Source organism: Pseudomonas sp. BS3767, from assembly GCF_900099665.1.
GTDB classification, from domain to species: Bacteria; Pseudomonadota; Gammaproteobacteria; order Pseudomonadales; family Pseudomonadaceae; genus Aquipseudomonas; species Aquipseudomonas cerasi.
Window position 1 is genome coordinate 173098 of record NZ_FNCX01000010.1, and the last position, 18757, is coordinate 191854.

At 60.5% G+C, this 18757-nt stretch carries 20 protein-coding genes; 7 read left to right on the forward strand and 13 right to left on the reverse strand.

What is annotated here, in order from left to right; all coding sequences use genetic code 11:
- Positions 1 to 169 precede the first annotated feature (169 nt).
- Both BLR16_RS24355 and BLR16_RS24360 read left to right on the forward strand, forming a co-directional pair.
- On the forward strand, positions 170 to 601 hold the full coding sequence (locus BLR16_RS24355; RefSeq protein WP_003367763.1) for an OsmC family protein: 432 nt from the start codon (positions 170 to 172) through the stop codon (positions 599 to 601).
- Positions 602 to 719: 118 nt separating this feature from the next.
- A complete protein-coding gene (locus tag BLR16_RS24360; RefSeq protein WP_003367761.1) occupies positions 720 to 953 on the forward strand; it encodes a DUF1161 domain-containing protein in 234 nt (77 codons plus the stop codon).
- Here BLR16_RS24360 and BLR16_RS24365 read toward each other — a convergent pair whose 3' ends face one another.
- Both BLR16_RS24365 and BLR16_RS24370 read right to left on the reverse strand, forming a co-directional pair.
- A complete protein-coding gene (locus tag BLR16_RS24365) occupies positions 954 to 1319 on the reverse strand; it encodes a PA0061/PA0062 family lipoprotein (protein ID WP_161429428.1) in 366 nt (121 codons plus the stop codon).
- A gap of 85 nt (positions 1320 to 1404) precedes the next feature.
- Entirely contained in the window at positions 1405 to 2073 is a 669-nt protein-coding gene (locus BLR16_RS24370; protein WP_060708466.1) for a hypothetical protein, read from the reverse strand.
- Between the two features lie 287 nt (positions 2074 to 2360).
- Here BLR16_RS24370 and BLR16_RS24375 point away from each other — a divergent pair, with 287 nt between their 5' ends.
- The gene (locus BLR16_RS24375) at positions 2361 to 3416 is read left to right on the forward strand and encodes an aminopeptidase (protein WP_054082304.1); all 1056 of its coding nucleotides are present in this window, start codon (positions 2361 to 2363) and stop codon (positions 3414 to 3416) included.
- A gap of 170 nt (positions 3417 to 3586) precedes the next feature.
- Here the strand turns inward: BLR16_RS24375 and BLR16_RS24380 are convergent, their stop codons facing one another.
- Positions 3587 to 4132 (reverse strand): gamma carbonic anhydrase family protein, encoded by a 546-nt coding sequence (locus BLR16_RS24380; RefSeq protein ID WP_003352238.1) that lies wholly within the window; start codon positions 4130 to 4132, stop codon positions 3587 to 3589.
- Positions 4133 to 4208: 76 nt separating this feature from the next.
- On the opposite strand from BLR16_RS24380, the gene prlC reads away from it, so the two are divergent.
- Together prlC and BLR16_RS24390 are read left to right on the forward strand one after the other, a co-directional pair.
- Positions 4209 to 6296 carry an oligopeptidase A gene (prlC, locus tag BLR16_RS24385; protein WP_161437945.1) on the forward strand — a complete coding sequence of 696 codons (2088 nt, stop codon included), beginning with the start codon at positions 4209 to 4211 and terminating at the stop codon, positions 6294 to 6296.
- Positions 6293 to 6580, forward strand: a complete 288-nt coding sequence (locus tag BLR16_RS24390) for a YheV family putative zinc ribbon protein (RefSeq protein WP_003367746.1) — start codon at positions 6293 to 6295, stop codon at positions 6578 to 6580. The genes prlC and BLR16_RS24390 overlap by 4 nt, the downstream gene beginning before the upstream one ends.
- A gap of 89 nt (positions 6581 to 6669) precedes the next feature.
- Here the strand turns inward: BLR16_RS24390 and BLR16_RS24395 are convergent, their stop codons facing one another.
- The 5 genes from BLR16_RS24395 to BLR16_RS24415 form a co-directional block, all read right to left on the reverse strand.
- The gene (locus BLR16_RS24395) at positions 6670 to 6897 is read right to left on the reverse strand and encodes a hypothetical protein (protein WP_003367743.1); all 228 of its coding nucleotides are present in this window, start codon (positions 6895 to 6897) and stop codon (positions 6670 to 6672) included.
- Between the two features lie 209 nt (positions 6898 to 7106).
- On the reverse strand, positions 7107 to 9005 hold the full coding sequence (locus BLR16_RS24400; protein WP_074809060.1) for a cytochrome c/FTR1 family iron permease: 1899 nt from the start codon (positions 9003 to 9005) through the stop codon (positions 7107 to 7109).
- 156 nt (positions 9006 to 9161) lie between these two features.
- Positions 9162 to 9794, reverse strand: a complete 633-nt coding sequence (locus BLR16_RS24405; protein WP_003432697.1) for a LysE family transporter — start codon at positions 9792 to 9794, stop codon at positions 9162 to 9164.
- Positions 9795 to 9861: 67 nt separating this feature from the next.
- Positions 9862 to 10455: a mechanosensitive ion channel family protein gene (locus BLR16_RS24410; protein ID WP_002551363.1), complete on the reverse strand. Its 594-nt coding sequence runs from the start codon at positions 10453 to 10455 to the stop codon at positions 9862 to 9864.
- A 16-nt stretch (positions 10456 to 10471) separates the two neighbouring features.
- Positions 10472 to 12382 (reverse strand): ATP-binding cassette domain-containing protein, encoded by a 1911-nt coding sequence (locus BLR16_RS24415; RefSeq protein WP_003432693.1) that lies wholly within the window; start codon positions 12380 to 12382, stop codon positions 10472 to 10474.
- A gap of 46 nt (positions 12383 to 12428) precedes the next feature.
- On the opposite strand from BLR16_RS24415, the gene BLR16_RS24420 reads away from it, so the two are divergent.
- Positions 12429 to 12905 carry a TIGR02444 family protein gene (locus BLR16_RS24420; RefSeq protein ID WP_003351458.1) on the forward strand — a complete coding sequence of 159 codons (477 nt, stop codon included), beginning with the start codon at positions 12429 to 12431 and terminating at the stop codon, positions 12903 to 12905.
- Here the strand turns inward: BLR16_RS24420 and BLR16_RS24425 are convergent.
- Positions 12902 to 14026, reverse strand: coding sequence for an AlgP family protein (locus tag BLR16_RS24425; RefSeq protein WP_074809061.1), 1125 nt, complete (start codon positions 14024 to 14026; stop codon positions 12902 to 12904). The genes BLR16_RS24420 and BLR16_RS24425 overlap by 4 nt on opposite strands.
- A 216-nt stretch (positions 14027 to 14242) precedes the next feature.
- On the opposite strand from BLR16_RS24425, the gene BLR16_RS24435 reads away from it, so the two are divergent.
- A complete protein-coding gene (locus tag BLR16_RS24435) occupies positions 14243 to 14920 on the forward strand; it encodes an FKBP-type peptidyl-prolyl cis-trans isomerase (RefSeq protein WP_003367726.1) in 678 nt (225 codons plus the stop codon).
- A 78-nt stretch (positions 14921 to 14998) separates the two neighbouring features.
- Here the strand turns inward: BLR16_RS24435 and BLR16_RS24440 are convergent, their stop codons facing one another.
- The 4 genes from BLR16_RS24440 to BLR16_RS24460 form a co-directional block, all read right to left on the reverse strand.
- On the reverse strand, positions 14999 to 15472 hold the full coding sequence (locus tag BLR16_RS24440; protein WP_003432684.1) for an Rsd/AlgQ family anti-sigma factor: 474 nt from the start codon (positions 15470 to 15472) through the stop codon (positions 14999 to 15001).
- 174 nt (positions 15473 to 15646) lie between these two features.
- Positions 15647 to 16174 carry a disulfide bond formation protein B gene (locus tag BLR16_RS24450; protein ID WP_054082309.1) on the reverse strand — a complete coding sequence of 176 codons (528 nt, stop codon included), beginning with the start codon at positions 16172 to 16174 and terminating at the stop codon, positions 15647 to 15649.
- A 216-nt stretch (positions 16175 to 16390) separates the two neighbouring features.
- Positions 16391 to 17635 carry a heme biosynthesis protein HemY gene (locus BLR16_RS24455; protein ID WP_003367721.1) on the reverse strand — a complete coding sequence of 415 codons (1245 nt, stop codon included), beginning with the start codon at positions 17633 to 17635 and terminating at the stop codon, positions 16391 to 16393.
- Complete coding sequence (locus BLR16_RS24460; RefSeq protein WP_003432677.1) at positions 17632 to 18753, reverse strand: uroporphyrinogen-III C-methyltransferase; 1122 nt, start codon at positions 18751 to 18753, stop codon at positions 17632 to 17634. The genes BLR16_RS24455 and BLR16_RS24460 overlap by 4 nt, the downstream gene beginning before the upstream one ends.
- Between the last annotated feature and the right edge of the window lie 4 nt (positions 18754 to 18757).

Consider the following 18757-nt stretch of genomic DNA (forward strand, 5'->3'; position numbering starts at 1 on the left):
AGCTGCCCACGATGAAACAGCAGTGCGGGCGCAAGTCCGGCTTTTCAATGGGCAGTGTAGAAAAACCTACTGAAATGGTTGGTCTTTCCGACGGTTGAACTTTCCAGAGCCGTCTATCCTCAGAATGCTGTAACAGCAACGATCCAAATTCATTCCAAAAGGAGCCACCATGAGTATCGTCAAGAAAGCATCCGCCCACTGGGAAGGTGATCTGAAAAGCGGTATCGGCAGCATCTCCACGGAAACCGGAGTGCTGCGCGAAGCGCCTTACGGCTTCAAGGCACGTTTTGAAGGCGGCAAAGGCACCAACCCGGAAGAGCTGATCGGCGCAGCCCATGCAGGCTGTTTCTCGATGGCGTTGTCCATGATCCTGGGCGGTGCAGGCCTGACTGCTGAAAGCATCGATACTCAGGCTGAGGTGTCGCTGGATGAGGTAAAAGGCGGTTTCGCGATCAGCGCTGTGCATTTGACCCTCAAGGCCAAAGTGCCAGGCGCGACCCAGGAGAAGTTCGACGAGTTGACCAAGCAGGCCAAAGAAGGCTGCCCGGTTTCCAAGGTACTGAACGCGAAGATCACCCTGGACGCTACATTGCTGAGCTGATTCACAGCCAGCCTTGCGGGGGCGCCTTGTGCGCTCCTGTATCTGCTGTATAAAGCTGGCTTGCTTCATCGGTCATGCGTTGGTTGACGCATGGTTTGATTACGATCAGGAGTCGAGCATGAAACGTTTTATTATGGCAGCGACCTGCACCCTGCTGGCAACCAGCGCCCTGGCGGCACCGAAATCCTGCGAAGAACTAAAGGCTGAAATCGAAGCCAAGATCCAGGCCAACAACGTCACGTCCTACACGCTGGAAATTGTTGGCAACGAAGAGGCCACCGATCCCAGCATGATCGTCGGCAGCTGTGACAACGGTACGAAAAAAATCATCTATCAGCTCAACGGTCGCTGATCAGATGCAGTGCACCCCGCCCTCTTCTTCCTCCTCGGCCACCACCTTGCGCTCTGCATCGTAAAGCCAGGCATCGACACTGTTCGCCAGTGAGCGTACCTCCAGCACATAACGCTGCCCGGCAGCGAAGTGGTCGTAACGAACACTGACGTAACACGTGATCTCGGTGTACTCGTCGCCGATCATCCCCATGCCGCCCGAGCGGTACTCGTAGTCATAACGCACCTGCAACTCATGGCTGCCCGGCGTCACCTGAAAGTAGCGGCCGTCGTAAGTGTTCTTGCCATCGAGCTTGTCGCCCATGATCAACTGGCCGGTGATGGTGCGCATGTCGACCCACGCCATGTCCGGATTGACGGTGGGCAAGGGGCCGGCGCATCCGGCGAGGGTGGCTAGAGTGAGTGCGGTTATCAGTATCAGAAGACGGTTTGGCACCGAGGTGTACCTCTGTTTAAAAAGGTTTAGTGGCAACCGTTGACATGACCTGCTGTTGGCCAGTCATCCAGTCTGCAGAAACTGCGCAGCGTGTTTCGGTCAAGCGTTGGATAACGGCAAAATCGCTTCTCAGGTTTCGTGAAAAGATTGGTTCATGATGAGCAATTCGATTTCGAAGCAATCGGATTTGTTCGAGATCAGCCGCGATCTTTGCTCGGTGGGCAGATACAGTGAAGCACTTTTCGAGGTTTGGAAAAAAGCGGTATAGATAAGGAGTCCAGATACGGCCTTCAAACCGTTTTGTGAACATTTTTTCCCAAAAGACGAATTTCAACTCCGCAATAACGGCCCCGGTTGTTCCACATTTCTGTCTGGCTCTTGCAAGCTCTTGTTTTGGCTTGAAAACCGGACCTGTAACATTGGGCAAGCTTTGCTCGAAGCCGGGACTCCAAGGCCACTCGGGGCCGTAAACCGAAGCGATTGCGTCTGCAACACCGTTACGAACAATCACCTCGCACAGGTGTAGCGGTGTAAGGAACGCTGCAGAGACGAGGGCGTTCCAGGCATACAAAGTGATGGCCTCATCAAGACCCCGGCCCACAGCGCGCGCTGCGTTCTCATACGTCGAAATCCGGGCAGAGGAAATGGACAATCTGATGGCCTTTGCGACCTCTAAACCTGACATTGACGACAACTGCAAATCTCCCTATAGTCTGCCCACTTGCCGAGGGCCTAGCTGGCTTATGCCTCCCCCCACGGACAGATGATATAGCAATACCTAAAGCCCACCTGCACGGTGGGTTTTCTGTTTGTGTCTAATGAAAATAGCTTTTTACACAGGCGCACAGCTTGGTGCGTTCCAGCTCGTCCGTGGTTTGAGTCTCTGTAACCTTCAATCCTCATAACAGTTGCACATCCCCACTCCCCTCCTGCATAACATCACCGTACCCAAGCCACCAAAGCACTTCCTTCATGGCCACATTCTCCCTGCCACGCCTTCGACACCTGCCAGCGCTGACGGCCGTCACGCTGCTTGCCGGCTGCTCCAGCGTTTCCTACTACGGGCAGCTGGCTCAGGGGCAGTGGCAGTTGCTGCAGGCACGTGAGCCGGTGGAGAAGATCGTGGCTGACCCGACTCGGGATGCAGGTTTGCGCCAGCATCTGGCCCGGTCGCAGTTGGCGCGGACGTTTGCCAGTGAGCATTTGCATCTGCCGGATAACAAGAGTTACCGCCTGTATGCGGACCTGGGCCGCCCTTATGTGGTGTGGAATGTGTTCGCGACGGATGAGTTCTCGCTGGAGCCGGTCACGCACTGTTTTCCAATCGCTGGGTGTGTGGCGTATCGCGGTTATTACAGCCCTGGCGGGGCGCGTGGCGAGGCGGCGTTGCAGCGGCAGGCGGGCAAGGATGTGTATTTGAGTGGCGTGGAAGCCTATTCGACGCTGGGTTGGTTCAATGATCCGATTCTCAGTTCGATGATGGGCTGGGGTGACGAGCGTCTGGCCACGCTGATTTTTCATGAGTTGGCGCATCAGCGTTTTTACGTGAAGGACGACACGGAGTTCAACGAGTCCTACGCCAGTTTCGTCGAGCAGGAAGGTACGCGGCAATGGCGTGCGGCGCGGGGATTACCGCCGGAGAGTGTTTCGCAGTCGGCGCGGCGTGATCAGTTTACCCGGTTGGTGCTCGATACCCGGGAGCGGCTCAAGGCGTTGTATCGCCAGCCGCTGTCGGCCGAGGTGATGCGCGCCCGCAAGGCTGAAGAATTCGAGCGGATGCGCCGTGATTACCGCGCGTTGCGGGATGATCAATGGGCAGGCGACAAGCGCTTCGATGCCTGGATCAACAGCCCGATGAACAACGCCAAGCTGCTGCCTTTTGGTCTTTACGATCAATGGGTGCCAGCCTTCGAGGCGTTGTTCAGGCAGGTGAATGGCGACTGGCAGGCCTTTTATCGGTCTGTGGAGAAGCTGGGCGCGATGCCTGCCGAGGCGCGCAAGGCGGCGCTGCGGGCGTTGATGCCTTGAATCCCTTGTGGGAGCGAGCTTGCTCGCGAAGAGGTCGGTACAGCGCCCACACAAAGCGCGTTTGAACCGCGGTCTTCGCGAACAAGCGAAGCGTCGCCCGGCTCGCTCCTAAGGCCTTCGGCCAGAATAGAAGGTCGACTGAGTGCAGAGCGCAGTATTAATAGCGGGCCTCAACCCTTATCAAACCCCTCCGCCAGATGCTGATCCTTGAGCTTCACGTAATTAGTGGCGCTGTACGGAAAAAAGGCGATTTCCTTGTCGGTTAATGCACGCACCTGTTTGACCGGGCGGCCGACGTACAGAAAGCCGCTTTCCAGCACTTTACCGGGCGGTACCAGGCTGCCTGCGCCGATGATGACTTCGTCTTCGACAACCGCGCCATCCATGATGGTCGTGCCCATGCCGACCAGGATGCGGTTGCCGATTGTGCAGCCATGCAGCATGGCCTTGTGGCCGATGGTCACTTCGTCGCCGATCAGCAGCGGGAAACCGTCCGGGTTGAAGGGGCCTGCGTGGGTGATGTGCAGCACGCTGCCGTCTTGCACACTGGTACGGTCGCCGATGCGGATGCGGTGCATGTCGCCGCGTACCACGGTCAGCGGCCAGACGGAGCTGTCGGCGCCGATTTCGACGTCACCGATAACCACCGCTGAATGATCGACAAAGGCCCGTTCGCCGAGGGCTGGGGTGTGCTCCTGAAACTTGCGAATGGCCACGATAGGCTCCTTCTTTGGCAGTGATAGGCGTGCAGAGCGGGTTTGGTTGCTGCGGTCGGCGTCGATTGTAATTAAGATGGCTGAGTGTTTCTTCAAGGCAAGGTGCAAAACCGTGAGCGCGAACAACCCTCTTCTGCAATCGTACGACCTGCCACCCTTTTCGGCGATTCGTGCCGAGCATGTCAAACCTGCTATCGAACAGATCCTGGCGGATAACCGTGCCGCGATTGCCGACATCCTCGCTAAACAGGGTTCGACACCGACCTGGGCCGGGCTGGTGCTGACCATGGACGAGCTGAACGACCGCCTGGGCGCTGCCTGGAGCCCCGTCAGCCACCTCAATGCCGTGTGCAACAGCGCCGAGCTGCGCGAAGCGTATGAATCCTGCCTGCCGGCCTTGAGCGCCTACTCCACCGAGATGGGCCAGAACCGCGCGCTGTTCCAGGCCTATGAAGCCCTGGCCAATGGTCCAGAGGCCGCCAGTTTCGACGTTGGCCAGAAGACCATTCTGGAGCAGTCGCTGCGTGACTTCCGCCTGTCCGGTATCGATCTGCCGCCCGAGCAGCAGAAGCGTTACGCCGAAGTGCAGAGCAAACTGTCGGAGTTGGGCAGCCAGTTTTCCAACCAGTTGCTCGATGCCACTCAGGCCTGGACCAAGCTGGTCGCCGATGAGTCCGCCCTCGCCGGCCTGACCGATTCTGCCAAACAGCAGATGGCCGCCGCTGCCAAGGCAAAGAATCTGGAAGGCTATCTGATCACGCTGGAATTCCCGAGCTATTACGCGGTGATGACTTACGCCGAAGACCGCGCACTGCGCGAAGAAGTCTATACGGCGTACGCCACCCGCGCGTCGGATCAAGGCCCGAACGCGGGCAAGAACGACAACACACCGGTCATGGAGCAGATCCTCGACCTGCGTCAGGAACTCGCGCAATTGCTCGGCTATGCGAACTACGCCGAGCTGAGCCTGGCGACCAAGATGGCCGAGTCCAGCGACCAGGTACTGAGCTTCCTGCGTGACCTAGCCAAGCGCAGCAAGCCTTTTGCTGCCCAGGATCTGGAGCAGCTCAAGGCTTATGCCGCCGAACAGGGCTGCCCTGATCTGCAAAGCTGGGACAGCGGTTTCTACGGCGAGAAGCTGCGCGAGCAGCGCTACAGCGTTTCCCAGGAAATCCTGCGTGCCTACTTCCCTGTCGATAAGGTGCTTGGCGGCCTGTTCACCATCGTTCAGCGCCTGTACGGCATCGAGATTACCGAGCAGAAAGGCTTCGACACCTGGCACCCGGATGTTCGTCTGTTCGAGATCAAGGAAAACGGCCAGCACGTCGGGCGTTTCTTCTTCGATCTGTATGCCCGCGCCAACAAGCGTGGTGGTGCCTGGATGGACGGCGCGCGCGACCGTCGCCGTACGGCGCAAGGCACGTTGCAGAGCCCGGTGGCCAATCTGGTGTGCAACTTCACACCCGCTGTTGCCGGCAAGCCTGCGCTGCTGACCCATGACGAAGTCACCACGCTGTTCCACGAATTCGGTCACGGCCTGCATCACCTGCTGACCCGCGTCGAGCATGCCGGGGTATCCGGTATCAATGGCGTGGCCTGGGACGCCGTCGAGTTGCCGAGCCAGTTCATGGAAAACTGGTGCTGGGAGCCCGAGGGCCTGGCGCTGATCTCCGGTCATTACAAAACCGGCGAGCCTCTGCCGCAGGATCTGCTGGAGAAGATGCTCGCCGCCAAGAACTTCCAGTCCGGCCTGATGATGGTGCGTCAGCTGGAGTTCTCGCTGTTCGATTTCGAGCTGCATGCCACGCATGGCGACGGCCGCAGCGTGCTGGACGTGCTGGAAGGCATTCGCGACGAAGTGTCAGTGATGCGTCCGCCTGCCTATAACCGCTTCCCGAACAGCTTCGCACACATCTTCGCAGGCGGTTACGCAGCCGGTTACTACAGCTACAAGTGGGCCGAGGTACTGTCCGCCGATGCGTTCTCGAAATTCGAGGAAGACGGTGTGCTCAACGCTGAAACCGGACGCGCCTTCCGCGAAGCCATTCTGGCGCGTGGTGGTTCGCAGGCACCGATGGTGCTGTTCGTCGACTTCCGAGGACGCGAGCCGTCGATTGACGCATTGTTGCGTCACAGTGGCTTGAGTGAGGATGCGGCAGCATGACCGATACCCCGGTAGTCATTACCAGGAAACGCTTCATCGCCGGGGCGGTTTGCCCGGCGTGTAGCGAGCCTGACAAACTGATGATGTGGAACGAAAACGACGTGCCGCATCGCGAGTGCGTGAGTTGCGGTTACAGCGACACGCTCAACGAGCAGGGTATTTCGATACCGAAGGAGTTGGGTACGCGGGTCAACAAGGCGGTGGTCAAACCGGCTGATCCCAAGGTTCAGGGCGTGCAGTTCTTCCCGAACCCGAAGTTGAAGAAGCCGGTTGATCCTGAGTGACGTGATCGGTCGGTGTCAAATTGAAAGGTTCGTTCGTTTGAACGAACCTTTTTTATTGCCCGCCGTGCCTCAGGTTATCAACGGTAGAGTTACCAATCGGCCAACTCAGCCACCTTTTTCCTGAAGGCCAGCGCCAGAGCCGTCAGCACTTCCTCATCCCTGCCCAGTTCGCCGCGAATCTTGTGTTTTCCCTGCGGGTGCAGCCTGACCCAGGCGTGTTCTTGCAGGTCATCGTTTTCATAAAATTCAATGGCTATTTCAGGATGGTCATGTTCCTCAATGTCTTCAGCCCACAACCGAATCTCATACTTGGCCATCACCCACCCCGTTGTCAGGTAAATGCGCCAGTACCCGATAGCCGAGTTGGCGTTTCGCTACACTAGGCCTGAAGAAAAAGGGCGTCTACTGGCAGAAGTAACAGGTGGTTTTTTGTACAGGGCGGGAAAGTAAGACGGCGAATCGCAACAACGCTGGGGGGGAAGCAGGGACAAGCGGTGAGCACCACTTGTCCCTGGCAGGCAAAACGTCAGCCTGCCGTTTGCAGCCTGCGCTTCTCGGCCAGACGACTTCTGCCGTACAGCACTGCAATGGCGATCAAGGCGATGGCCTGTGCGCTGAGTGAGTACAGGTCGGCGTGAATGCCCAGCCAGTCGAACTCGAAGAACGGCACCGGCCTTGTGCCGAATATCCCCGCCTCCTGCAGCGCCTTGACGCCGTGACCGGCAAACACCACTGACAGTGCGCAGAGCAGCGCAGCATTGATGCCGAAGAACAGCGACAGCGGCAGCTTCGCCGAGCCGCGCAGGATGACCCACGCCAGGCCTACGAGCAGCACCAGCGCCGTGGCACCCCCCGCCAGCACGGCATCGTGCCCGGCCGGTCCGGCCTGCAGCCACAGGGTTTCGTAGAACAGGATGACTTCGAACAACTCGCGATACACCGAGAAGAACGCCAGCACCGCGAAGCCGAAACGACCGCCGCCGCCGACCAGACTGCTTTTGACGTAGTCCTGCCACGCAGCGGCGTGACGACGATCATGCATCCACACCCCGAGCCAGAGCACCATCACACTGGCGAACAGCGCGGTGGCGCCTTCCAGCAATTCACGCTGCGCGCCGCTGACGTCAATGACATACGCCGCGAGTGCCCAGGTGGCCAGCCCGGCCAGCAGCGCCAGACCCCAGCCGATGTTGACGCTGCGTACGGCAGACTGCTGGCCGGTGTTGCGCAGAAACGCCAGAATCGCCGCCAGTACCAGAATCGCTTCCAGCCCTTCACGCAGCAGGATCAGCAGGCCCGAAATATAGCTCAGCGACAGGCTCAGGCCGTCGCTGCCCAACAGGTCCGCCGACTCCTTGAGCTTGCCTTTGGCTGCTTCCAGTTTTTGCGCGACCTGAGGTAGCGGCATGCTGTCCTGCAAGGACTGCCGGTAAGCCATCAGGCTCTTTTCAGTGTCCTTGCGCACATTGGCGTCGACGTTATCCAGCGAGCTTTCGACCAGCTCGAAACCCTCCAGATACGCCGCGACCGACAAATCATAGGCCTGCTCGCGATCACCGGCCTTGTAGGCTGCCAGGCTCTTGTCCAGCGTTACACTGGTGTAATCCAGCAGTTGCGCCGGGCCGCGCTGTACCTGAGGTGGCTGCGCGCGCTGGGCCCGGAAGGTGGCGGTAGCGTCCGGACCTTCGGCAGCCTGGATTTCGGCTGGTGTCTGGCGAGCCAGATCGGCGAGGTTGAAGGTCTTGGCAGGCTGGGCGACCGGTTGTGCGCTGAAGCTGGCGATATACGTCGCGATGTCCCAGCGCTGGCGATCGTCCAGCTGGTCGGCGAACGCGGGCATATCGGTGCCGGCAATGCCTAGCCCGGTCGCGTTGTAGAGGTCGTAGAGGCTCAGGCGATCCAGCCGCGCAGTATCCCGCAGGTTCGAGGGTGGCGGTTCCAGGCCGATACCTGCCGGTCCATCCCCTGCACCGCTGTCGCCATGGCACACCGAGCAATGCTGGGCGTACAAAGGCGCGCCACGGGTGGGGTCCGGCGTAATGGCCGGGGCCTGACTGACCTCGTAGGCAAGCGCGAGCTTCGCACTCAACTGCCGCGCCTGACGAGTGACCTGCGCAGCGTCCTGTCGACTTGCCACAGCGCTTTTCAGCTGGTTTACCGCCTGCTCCAGAGCATCACGCTCGGCGCGTTGCGGCAAGGCAACGACGAGGCCCTGCAACGCAGTCAGGTTATCGACCTGCTGCTGATACTTGACGGTGTCCACAACCTTGCCGTCCGCCACGGTCGCCGGGTAATCGGCCCCCAGGTAATCCAGCAGATGCAGCGCCTGGGCGGCACCCTCGACCGGGTCGGCCAGCGCAATGCAGCTGCCCAGCGCCAGAAGCGGCAACAGTAACCAGGCAAGAAAACGAGAACGGACGGGCATTGCAGAATCTCGACGGGAATGCGAAGCGTTGCATTGTTAACGCCGCAACGGCACTACTCAATAGTCGAGGTCTATTTTTGTTACAGAATCTTACGTTCGGCCTTCAATCGCCCTGAACAGAACGTATGTCTGTTCAGGGCTCGAGATCGACACGTTTCAGGCCGTACCGCGATGCAACGTCGCGAGGAAACCTGCCGCGCCTACGAACAGGCTGGCGAAGGTGCGGTTCATGCGACGTTGCTGGCGAGGCGTCTTGAGCAGGCGCAGCACCTTGGATGCCAGCCCGGTGTAGCCCGCCATCACGATCAGATCGACCACCACCATGGTCGCTGCGATGATCGCGTACTGGATGAGCAGCGGAGCGGCCGGGTCGATGAACTGTGGCAGGATCGCCAGAATGAAGATCAGTGCCTTGGGGTTGCTGATATTCACCAGAAAGCCGCGAAAGACCAGCGTCATCGGTTTGCCCACCGGGCGCACGGCAGATTCATCGGCCAGGTCGGCTGGCAAAGCGCGCCATTGCTTGATGCCGAGATAGACCAGATACGCGACGCCGAACCACTTGATCAGCGTGAACGCCATATCCGAGGCCGCCAGCACTGCGCCAAGACCTGCCGCGACAATGGCGATCTGTGCCACCAACGCGATCTGCAAGCCCAGGGCATTCCAGTAGCCCCGCCAGAAACCGTATTGCAGGCCGCAGGACATCGAAGCGATGGCGCCCGCGCCGGGGGAAAGACTGATGATCCAGCAGGCCGCAAAAAAGCCCAGCCACGTTTCAAGCGCCATCGTGCACCTCATACAAAGTCGAATGCGCAATAAATTAGTGCTTAATGCTTTGCAAGGCTAACGATTTCTAATCCTGCTCATCCGGCTGCTTTGCAACCACCATCTGCGGAAACAGATCGCTGCCACGCCAGCGGCGCACGGACTTCTGGAAAAACTGGCTGTTGGGCACCTGGACCAGCGCGCCACCGGCTTCCGGGGTCTCGATCAGGGTGGTGAACATCAGATTGATGGCGACCACCCGCCCCTTCACGCCCGGCTTGTCCAGCGTATCGACCAGCTCGACCATGTCACCGATGCGGAACGGGCCGATGGTGAAGATCAGAATGGCGCAGAGCAGGTTCGACAGCACGCTCCACATTGCAAAGAACGCCACCGCCGCTACGGCGACGAAGCCGGACAGTGCGGTCCACAGCACCGTAGCCGATACCCCGAGTCGGCCGAGGACGAGAACAAAGGCGCTGCCCATGATCAACCAGCGCAGGCCGCCGCGAACCGGGACCAGCAATTCTGGCGGCAACGGATAACGCTCGCCCAGACCGGTCAGAAAACCACCGACGATGCGTTGCAGTACGTAACCGGCCAACAGGATCAGCAGAATCTGCGCACCCACCAGCAGCGGTTCAAGCCAGTACGCGGATACCGGCAAGCCCAACATGTCCATCACTTCCCTGCCCCGCTCACGACAATGCTTCCAGTTCGGCCTGCATTGATTCCAACAGTTCCAGCGCTTGCATCCAGGCGTCTTCCAGCTCGGATTCACGCACTTTCAGCTTGGCCTGTTCGGCCAGCAGATCGCGTAGCTTGTCCTTGTTGGCAGCCTCGTAGTTGGTGCTGTCGGCCAGCGCTTCTTCGACCTTGGCGAGTTTTTCATTCACCAGCCCGAGATCACGCTCCAGCTTGTCGGCTTCGCGCTTGTGCGGTGCCAGTTGCTGACGCAAGGCCGCTGCCTGCTGGCGCTGGGCTTTCTTGTCGGTCTTGTCGGCGTTGACGGGCGTGTTGCTGACCGGCGCGTTGCGCAGCCGGTAATCGGCCAGCCAGCGCGTGTAGTCATCCAGATCGCCGTCGAATTCCTGTACGCGGCCGTCGGCCACCAGCAGGAAGTCATCGGTCGTACTCTTGAGCAAGTGCCTGTCGTGAGACACCACCAGTACCGCACCACCGAACTCCTGCAAGGCCATGGTCAGCGCCAGGCGCATCTCCAGGTCGAGGTGGTTGGTCGGTTCATCGAGCAGCAACAGGTTGGGCTTTTCCCAGGCGATCAGTGCCAGCGCCAGGCGGGCTTTCTCGCCACCGGAGAAATTCAGCACCGGCTCATCCAGGCGCGCGCCACGGAAGTCGAAACCGCCAAGGAAATCGCGCAGCGTCTGTTCACGCTCGGTCGGTGCCAGGCGCTGCAAGTGCAGCAACGGGGTCGCCTTGGCGTCCAGTGAGTCGAGCTGATGCTGGGCAAAGTAGCCCACGGTGAGGTTTTCGCCACGCACCAGCCGACCGCTTTGCGGCTCGAGCTCGCCGGCGAGGTTTTTGATCAGCGTCGACTTGCCTGCGCCGTTCGGACCCAGCAGGCCGATGCGTGCACCGGGCGTGAGTTGCAGCTTGACCTTCTCGAGGATGGTCTTGTCGCCATAACCCAGGCGCGCGTCGGACAGGTCCAGCAATGGGCTGGAGATCTTGTCGGACTCACGGAAAACGAAGTTGAACGGTGAGTCGACGTGCGCGGCCGACAGCTCTTCCATGCGCTCCAGCGCCTTGATCCGGCTTTGTGCCTGACGGGCCTTGGTAGCCTGGGCCTTGAAGCGTGCGATGTACTTTTCCATGTGCGCACGTTGCGCCTGCTGCTTTTCGTAGGCCTGTTGCTGCTGCGCCAGACGTTCGGCACGGGCCCGCTCGAACGCGCTGTAGCCGCCGCGATAGAGGGTGATCTTGCGTTGCTCGACATGGGCGATGTGATCGACCACGGCATCCAGAAAATCCCGGTCGTGGGAAATCAGCAGCAAGGTGCCGGGGTAACTCTTGAGCCAGTCTTCAAGCCACAGAATGGCGTCAAGGTCCAAGTGGTTGGTCGGTTCGTCGAGCAGCAGCAGGTCCGAGGGGCACATCAATGCCTGCGCCAGGTTCAGGCGCATACGCCAGCCACCGGAGAAACTGCCGACCGGACGTTCCATCTGTTCGTTGGTGAAGCCCAACCCGGCCAGCAGCTTGCGAGCGCGTGCGTCGGCGGTGTAACCGTCGGCGCTGTCGAGCTCCGAATGCAGACGTGCCTGAGCGGCGCCGTCCTGCGCGGCTTCGGCCTCGGCCAGCGAGCTCTGTACTTCCCGCAGGCGCTCGTCGCCATCGAGCACGTAATCCACGGCCAGGCGTTCGAGCGTGTCGACCTCCTGGCGCATGTGCGCGATACGCCAGTCGGCGGGCAGCAGGCAGTCGCCGGCATCCGGCGTCAGCTCTCCACGCAGCAGGGCAAACAGGCTGGATTTACCGGCGCCATTGGCACCGATCAGGCCGGCTTTATGGCCGGCGTGCAGAGTCAGCTCGGCGTCTTCTAGCAGACGTTGCGGACCACGCTGTAAGGTAAGGCTTTGAAGTCGAATCATAATGGCGGCGGAGTCTACCAGCTTCGTCCTGAACAGGTGGATCACTATGCCTTCAGCGCTCTGGAGTTTCACCCTCGATTTCTACGCCCGACCGGGTGTGGAACAGGCTTGTCTGACGCTGCAAGCCAACGGGGCCAACGTGTGCATGGTGCTTTGCGGGGTGTGGCTGGGTACGCGCGACGTGGCGTGCAACGCTCAGCGAGTCGCGCAAATAAAGCAGTTGGCGACACCCTGGCATGACGATGTGGTGCGTCCGCTACGGGATTTGCGCAACCAATGGCGCATTGCTGCGCTTGAAGATGCGTTGCTGACTACATTACGGATGAAGGTCAAGGCGCTGGAACTGGAGGCCGAACAGAGCCTGATGATAAAGCTTGAGGCACTGACCGGGGATTGGCCGGCAGGTGAGGCGAGGAATGCAGAGGAGTGGCTGCTCGAACTTGCCGAAGGGGATGCAGAAAAAAACCGCGATGCGCTGGATGTGCTGCGCATCGCGGTTGGACATGCCGTCGACCAGACTTAGGAAGCGCTGGTTGGCGTTGCGCCGTTGGCAGGGGTTGCCGGTGCGGCGGCTGGCGCAGCAGGTGCAGGCGTCGTCGGCTTGGCTGCAGCAGCAGGCGCTGGCGTGGCCGGTTTGGCGGCGGCTGGCTTCGCCGCAGGTTTGGCGACAGGCTTGGCTGCTGCTTTCACAGGTGCCTTGGCCGGTGCTTTGGCCGGTGCCTTGACGGGCGCTTTCACAGGCGCTTTCGCCGCAGGCTTGGCGGCCGCTGCTTTTGCTGCTGCAGGTTTGGCAGCGCTGCTGGCGGTGGCCTTGGCAGCCGGCGCCTTGGTGGCGGCAGGCTTGGCCGCAACCGGCTTGGTGGCAGTGGTCTTGGCTGCAGCAGGCTTGGCGGTAACCGGCTTGGCCGCAACCGGCTTGGTGGCAGTGGTCTTGGCTGCAGCAGGCTTGGCGGTAACCGGCTTGGCGGCAGCCGGCTTGGTGGCAGTGGTCTTGGCTGCGACAGGCTTGGCTGCTGCAGTCGTGCGGGCGGCAGGTTTGGCGGCGGCTTTTACCGGGGCCTTGGCAGCAGCGGTTTTGACCGCTGGCTTGGCAACTGCGGAAGGCTTGGCTGCGGCTTTGATGACTGGCTTGGCGGCGGCCGCTTTAACCGGCGCTTTCGCTGCAGTTTTTGCGGGGGCTTTGGCAGCAGGTGTCTTGGCAACAGGTGCCTTGGCGACGGCTTTAGGCGCGACAGGCTTGGCATCGCGAGTGGTCAGGATCTTGCCGACCGCCTCTTTTACGCGACCAATACCCTGGGCCAGTTTCAGGCTTTCCTGGGCATCACGCTTGAGGTGCAGGATGTACGTGCGGGTTTCGGTCTGACGATCCTTGAGAGCGTCCAGCAACTCTTCCAGCTCGGACACGGCGCCTTTGGCCTTGGCCTGCGCCTTGGATTTTCCGGCGGTGGCAGCATCCTGCAGTTTGATGCGGGAATTGTGCAGTTTTTCCTGCGCCTTGCCGCGTTGTTTCTCAAGCTTGGCGAGCAGTTTCTCGGCATCAGCCAAGGCTTGGGAGCAGGCGTCTTCCAGATGTTCAAGCAAGCTGCCCGATAATTGTTGGAGCAAATGCAACGGAGTATTTACTGGCTTCTTTTTGGCCGACATGACTTACCTCCTGGGTGACGAAATTGCGGCTCATACTAGGCTTCTGCGCGCATCGCCGCTAGGGCATCTTGACAGCATCCATGGGTCCCTGTTGCATACTGAGAGAAATGATTGCTCGGCACGATGCAAAGGCATTGTGAAATTCACGTCACAAGACTCGTCACTACTCGCGCTGGCGCAGGCATAATCGCTGCCTTCCCAGGCCGGAGAGCATTAATGTCGCGCTACCTGTTAACGTCGTTGTTCCTCTTGCTACCCCTGGCTCAAGCCGCCGAGTCGCCACCTGCGTCCAGTGACGGCCACGACCTCGCCTATAGCCTGGGCGCAAGCCTTGGCGAGCGGTTGCATCAGGAAGTCCCTGACCTGGACCTCAAGGCGTTGGTGGAAGGCTTGCAGCAGGCTTATCAGGGCAAGCCGCTGGCGCTCAAGCAGGAGCGCATCGACCAGATTCTGCGCGAGCATGATGCCGCTATCGCTCAGGCCGAGACTGCCGGTACGGATGCGCCGACCGAGGCGGCCCTCAAGGCCGAGCGCACGTTCATGGACAGCGAGAAGGCCAAGCCGGGTGTGAAGGTGCTGGCTGACGGGATTCTCATGACCGAGCTGACTCCTGGCACCGGCCCCAAGCCCAGTGCCGACGGCCGGGTTGAGGTGCGTTACGTCGGTCGTTTGCCGGACGGCACGATCTTCGATCAGAGCACCCAGCCTCAGTGGTTCCGGCTCGACAGTGTGATCAGCGGCTGGACCAGCGCCTTGCAGAACATGCCGACCGGCGCTAAATGGCGTCTGGTCATTCCTTCGGATCAGGCCTATGGCGCCGAGGGCGCTGGCGATCTGATCGATCCGTTTACACCGCTGGTATTTGAAATCGAGCTGGTTGCGGTTTCGCAGTAAGCGGGCGTAAAGCCGGCGTTCAGAAATGCGAAAGGGTGCAATAAGCACCCTTGGCGTGTAGCGCTGGCACCGACAAGATCACGCCTGAGCGGCGATCTCTTCCTTGTGCGAGTTGTGCAGCACTTCGATCAGGCAGTCTTCCAGCTCGAAACGCTCGTGCAGCAATTGCCCCAGCTGATTGAATTCCCGTGCTACTACCGCCGCATCCGAGCAGTCGCCCTTGTCGCAGCGATCATTGAACGTGAGGGCAAACTTGGTGATGACGTCCAGACGTGGATAGATCGTGTCTGCCAGCTCCAGCCCACGCTCGTCATTGAACGCCCGGGCTTCATCACCCAGCTGTTCGTAGACTTCGAAGTGCCCGGCGGAGACGTAATCCACAAGAATCCCGCAGAAGTTCTGCAGACCTTCAAGGTCGGCTGCCAACGCTTCGGGCGTGTCGCCCAGCGCGTCATAGGCTTCGACCAGTTCGAGACGGCTTTGAAGCCAGCGATCGATCAGCTTGTTCACTCCGCCCCAGCGTTCCTGAGCATTCTGACAACTTTCCAGCATGGTCTTCTCTCTTCCCTTCAGGGGCATGCAGTCCTGGGCCGGTCCGGGTGATTGGCCGGGACCTGGCCTGATAAATGCGTCAGGACAGCATATTTCCAGTGACGCGTGCGGCCCAGATTATGCCCGCTCGACAAGGCCATCAAGGTACGCAGGAGATAAAGTTCATACAAGCGTTTAATAGCCGCCCCGATCTCTGGTCGCCAGCCAGTGGCTGAATTCGCTGAAAAGAGGATACAGCGGTAACAGCGCCAGACCCGTGAATGCCAGCAGACTCCACTCCGGCAGGCTGATGCCGAACAGTGTCCAGGTGATCTCGGCGCAAAACAGCGCGTCGCTTCGCAGTCGGTCGATGCACATGTCCAGGGAGAGCAGGCTCAATACCTGCTCCAGTCTGGTAATAACAGGTATCAATTGATCGGCCGAGGCGGTCTGCAACCACACCTGTGTGCCTGCTGCAGCAAGCCCGGCCAGGGCGACCAGCAAAAGCCCCAGACTGTAGCGTCGCGTGCCTGTCGGGCCAGATGCGTGGCAGGCAGCACAGAGCGCCAGCACGCCACAGACGATGAATGCAGCCCGTTGCACCATGCACAGCGCGCAAGGGTCGAGACCGAAAGCTTGCTGCAGGTAGAAGGCGACGCCAATGATTGATGCACAGGCCAGCGATGCCAGGAAAAACAGGAAGCGTGTGCGAGCCAGATACATGGCAAATCCGTAACAAAGGACGAGACGATTACGGTAGAGGAAAGGGTGCGGCGCATTCAAGGTGGCGGCATACGGATGCGTCGCTGTTTACCGAGGAAAAAGAACACACCGCTGCGTGGTTCTTTTACTCATGTATGTAGGACGATTCTTACGCATTGATCTTGACGGGCTGGTGAGGCAGCACGGAGAGCCCTGACCTAGGACTCTCCGGTGGTTTCAAGCCTTGGTCAGTACCGGCAGGGGCCGCGACAAAAGGCGCTCGTCCAGCAGGCCCAGGCCTTCCTGAAACAGCTGATTGCTGCGATCCGTCTCACCCAGTTGGCCCAGCAGACGAGCCAACTCGGCGCAGGTTTCGGGATTGCGTTCCAGGCGCAGACTGCTCTCCAGATAATCCCGCGCCTTGCCCCACAGTCGGCCTTGCAGACAGATACGTCCCAGGCTCAGCAACAGGCTTGGATCAGCCGGATGGTGCTTGAGCCAGCCTTCCGCCGTTTGCAGCTGCTTGAGCGGGTCACTGCCGCGAACCAGCCCGTACAGGCGCGCCAGATGGCTGTTGTACTCGCGCTTGAGGGCGCTACGAAGCACCTCTTCAGCCTGAGCTTCGGCACCCAGACGGCGCAATTGATCGGCGTACGCCAGCACCAGTTGCGGCTCCTGGCGTTGCGCAGAGGCCAGCCCCTGCCAGGCGCTCTCCAGAGAAGGCAGACCGGTCGGTGCGCCTTCGATGCCCTCGCGGTACGCCGCCAGGCTCAGGTTCTCGCCCCAGGCGCGGCGTTCCAGCTCGGCCAGCTCCTTGGCTGGCAGAACCTTGTCCTTGCGCAGTTCCGGCATCAGGCGGACCACGTCGGACCAGTCACCACGCTGCTGATACAGGCGTTGCAACTGACGAAGCACCTGAGGGTTGTGCGGATGACGCTCTTTCATGGCCAGCAGCGTGGTCAGCGCACCTTCGGTGTCGCCGCGATCCTGCTGCAGCTGGGCGTGATTCAGGGCAATTGCCAGCTCGGCTTGTGGCTGACGCTCGAGCGCACGTTCCAGCAAGGCATCGCAGTCTTCGTAACGACCCTGCTCGTTGGCCGCGCGTGCAGCGCCGATGTAGTAGAGCAGCGGGTGAGTATCGGCTTCGGCCGCGCGTTGCAGATGACGCTGAGCGCTGGACCAGCGGCCCTCGGCAAGGTCCATCTGGCCTTGCTCGATAGCCATTTGCACGCGACGACGGCGGTTGCGGCGCGACCATGGGTTAACCACGCGGCCCGAAGTCGTCAGCAGGCTGATCAACAGTCTCAGCAGTGCGATCACCAGCAACGCGGCGACCAGCAGCGCCAGGGTCGCCCACAGGCTCGATTCGTAGCGGAAGTTCTGATAGGCGATCAGGACGTAACCGGAGTGCTCGGCGATGGCGACACCGATCAACGCCGCAGCGGCGATCGCGATGAATAACAGCACATAGAAGCGCTTCATCGGCTGGTCCCCTGTTGCGCCTCGGCTGGCTGGCCGGCGGCATGACGGCGTTCAAGGTAGGCCTGCACGGCGCTCAGGGTCGGTGCCAGATCCGGTGTCTTCACCGATACCGGCTGGCTGGCGACAGCATCAAGCCCCTGGCCGAGCGCTTTACCCTGTGGATCGTCCTGATCGAAGTTGGCTTTCAGAACGTTTTGCGCTTCAGTGATGGCCTTGGAATAAACCTCGGGCTCGCCGTTAAGCGCTGCCCACTGCGCCTGCTCCAGCGCCAGGCTCAGCGCCAGACGCACCTGCGAAAGGCTTTGGCCGGCGAGTACCGGGCGGATGTCCTTGTCGGCGTTGAAATCGATGCGGAAGTAATGGGAGATCTCGTCCCACCACTGCGTCCACCGGCTGGATTCGGTCTTGTCGGCGGTCAGGCCCAACAGTGACTCGCCCTTGTCTTCGTATTCGGGGGCCAGCTTGTTGAGCTGTACAGCTTGCTCACGCAGAGCTGCGAGTTGCAGAAACAGCCCGGTGCGGTCCGGCTGCTCGATGCTGCGCAGGGCGGCAAGGCTCTTGGCCAATTGCTCGCGGGCAGCGAAGGAGCCCGGATCGTCCTGCTCACGCAGAATTTCGTCGGCACCCTGAACCAGCGCCTGTGCACTGTTGATGTCCTGCAGCGCTGAAAGACGCAGGCTGGCCAGACGCAGCAGATGCTCGGCCTCGGCCAGACGCCAGTCCTTGCGGCTCGCCCCCAGTACGGTTTCGAGTCTCTGGCTGAGGCGCTGCTGATCGCCTTGCAGTTGCGCGACCAGACGTCGACTGTCTTCCAGCTGATTGGCTGGCGGGAATTGCGCGATGCGTGCGCTCAGCTGCTGGTCATTCTGCGCCAGTACCAGGGTCTGTTCGGCGATATCCTCGACCTGTCCGCGCTGCTGCTGGTGCCCGGCCTGCAACATGCGCAGTTGCCAGACTCCCCAGCCGGCGACGGCGATACCGGCAATTGCCAGCAGCAAGGCCAGAAACACCAGGCCACTGTTGCGGCTGCCGGTGCGCTCGGTGCGGACTGGCTCAGGCTTGGATGCAGGCGTTTTCAACACCGATTCTTCGTCTTTAGGCAAGGCTGTTTCGCTCACGTAT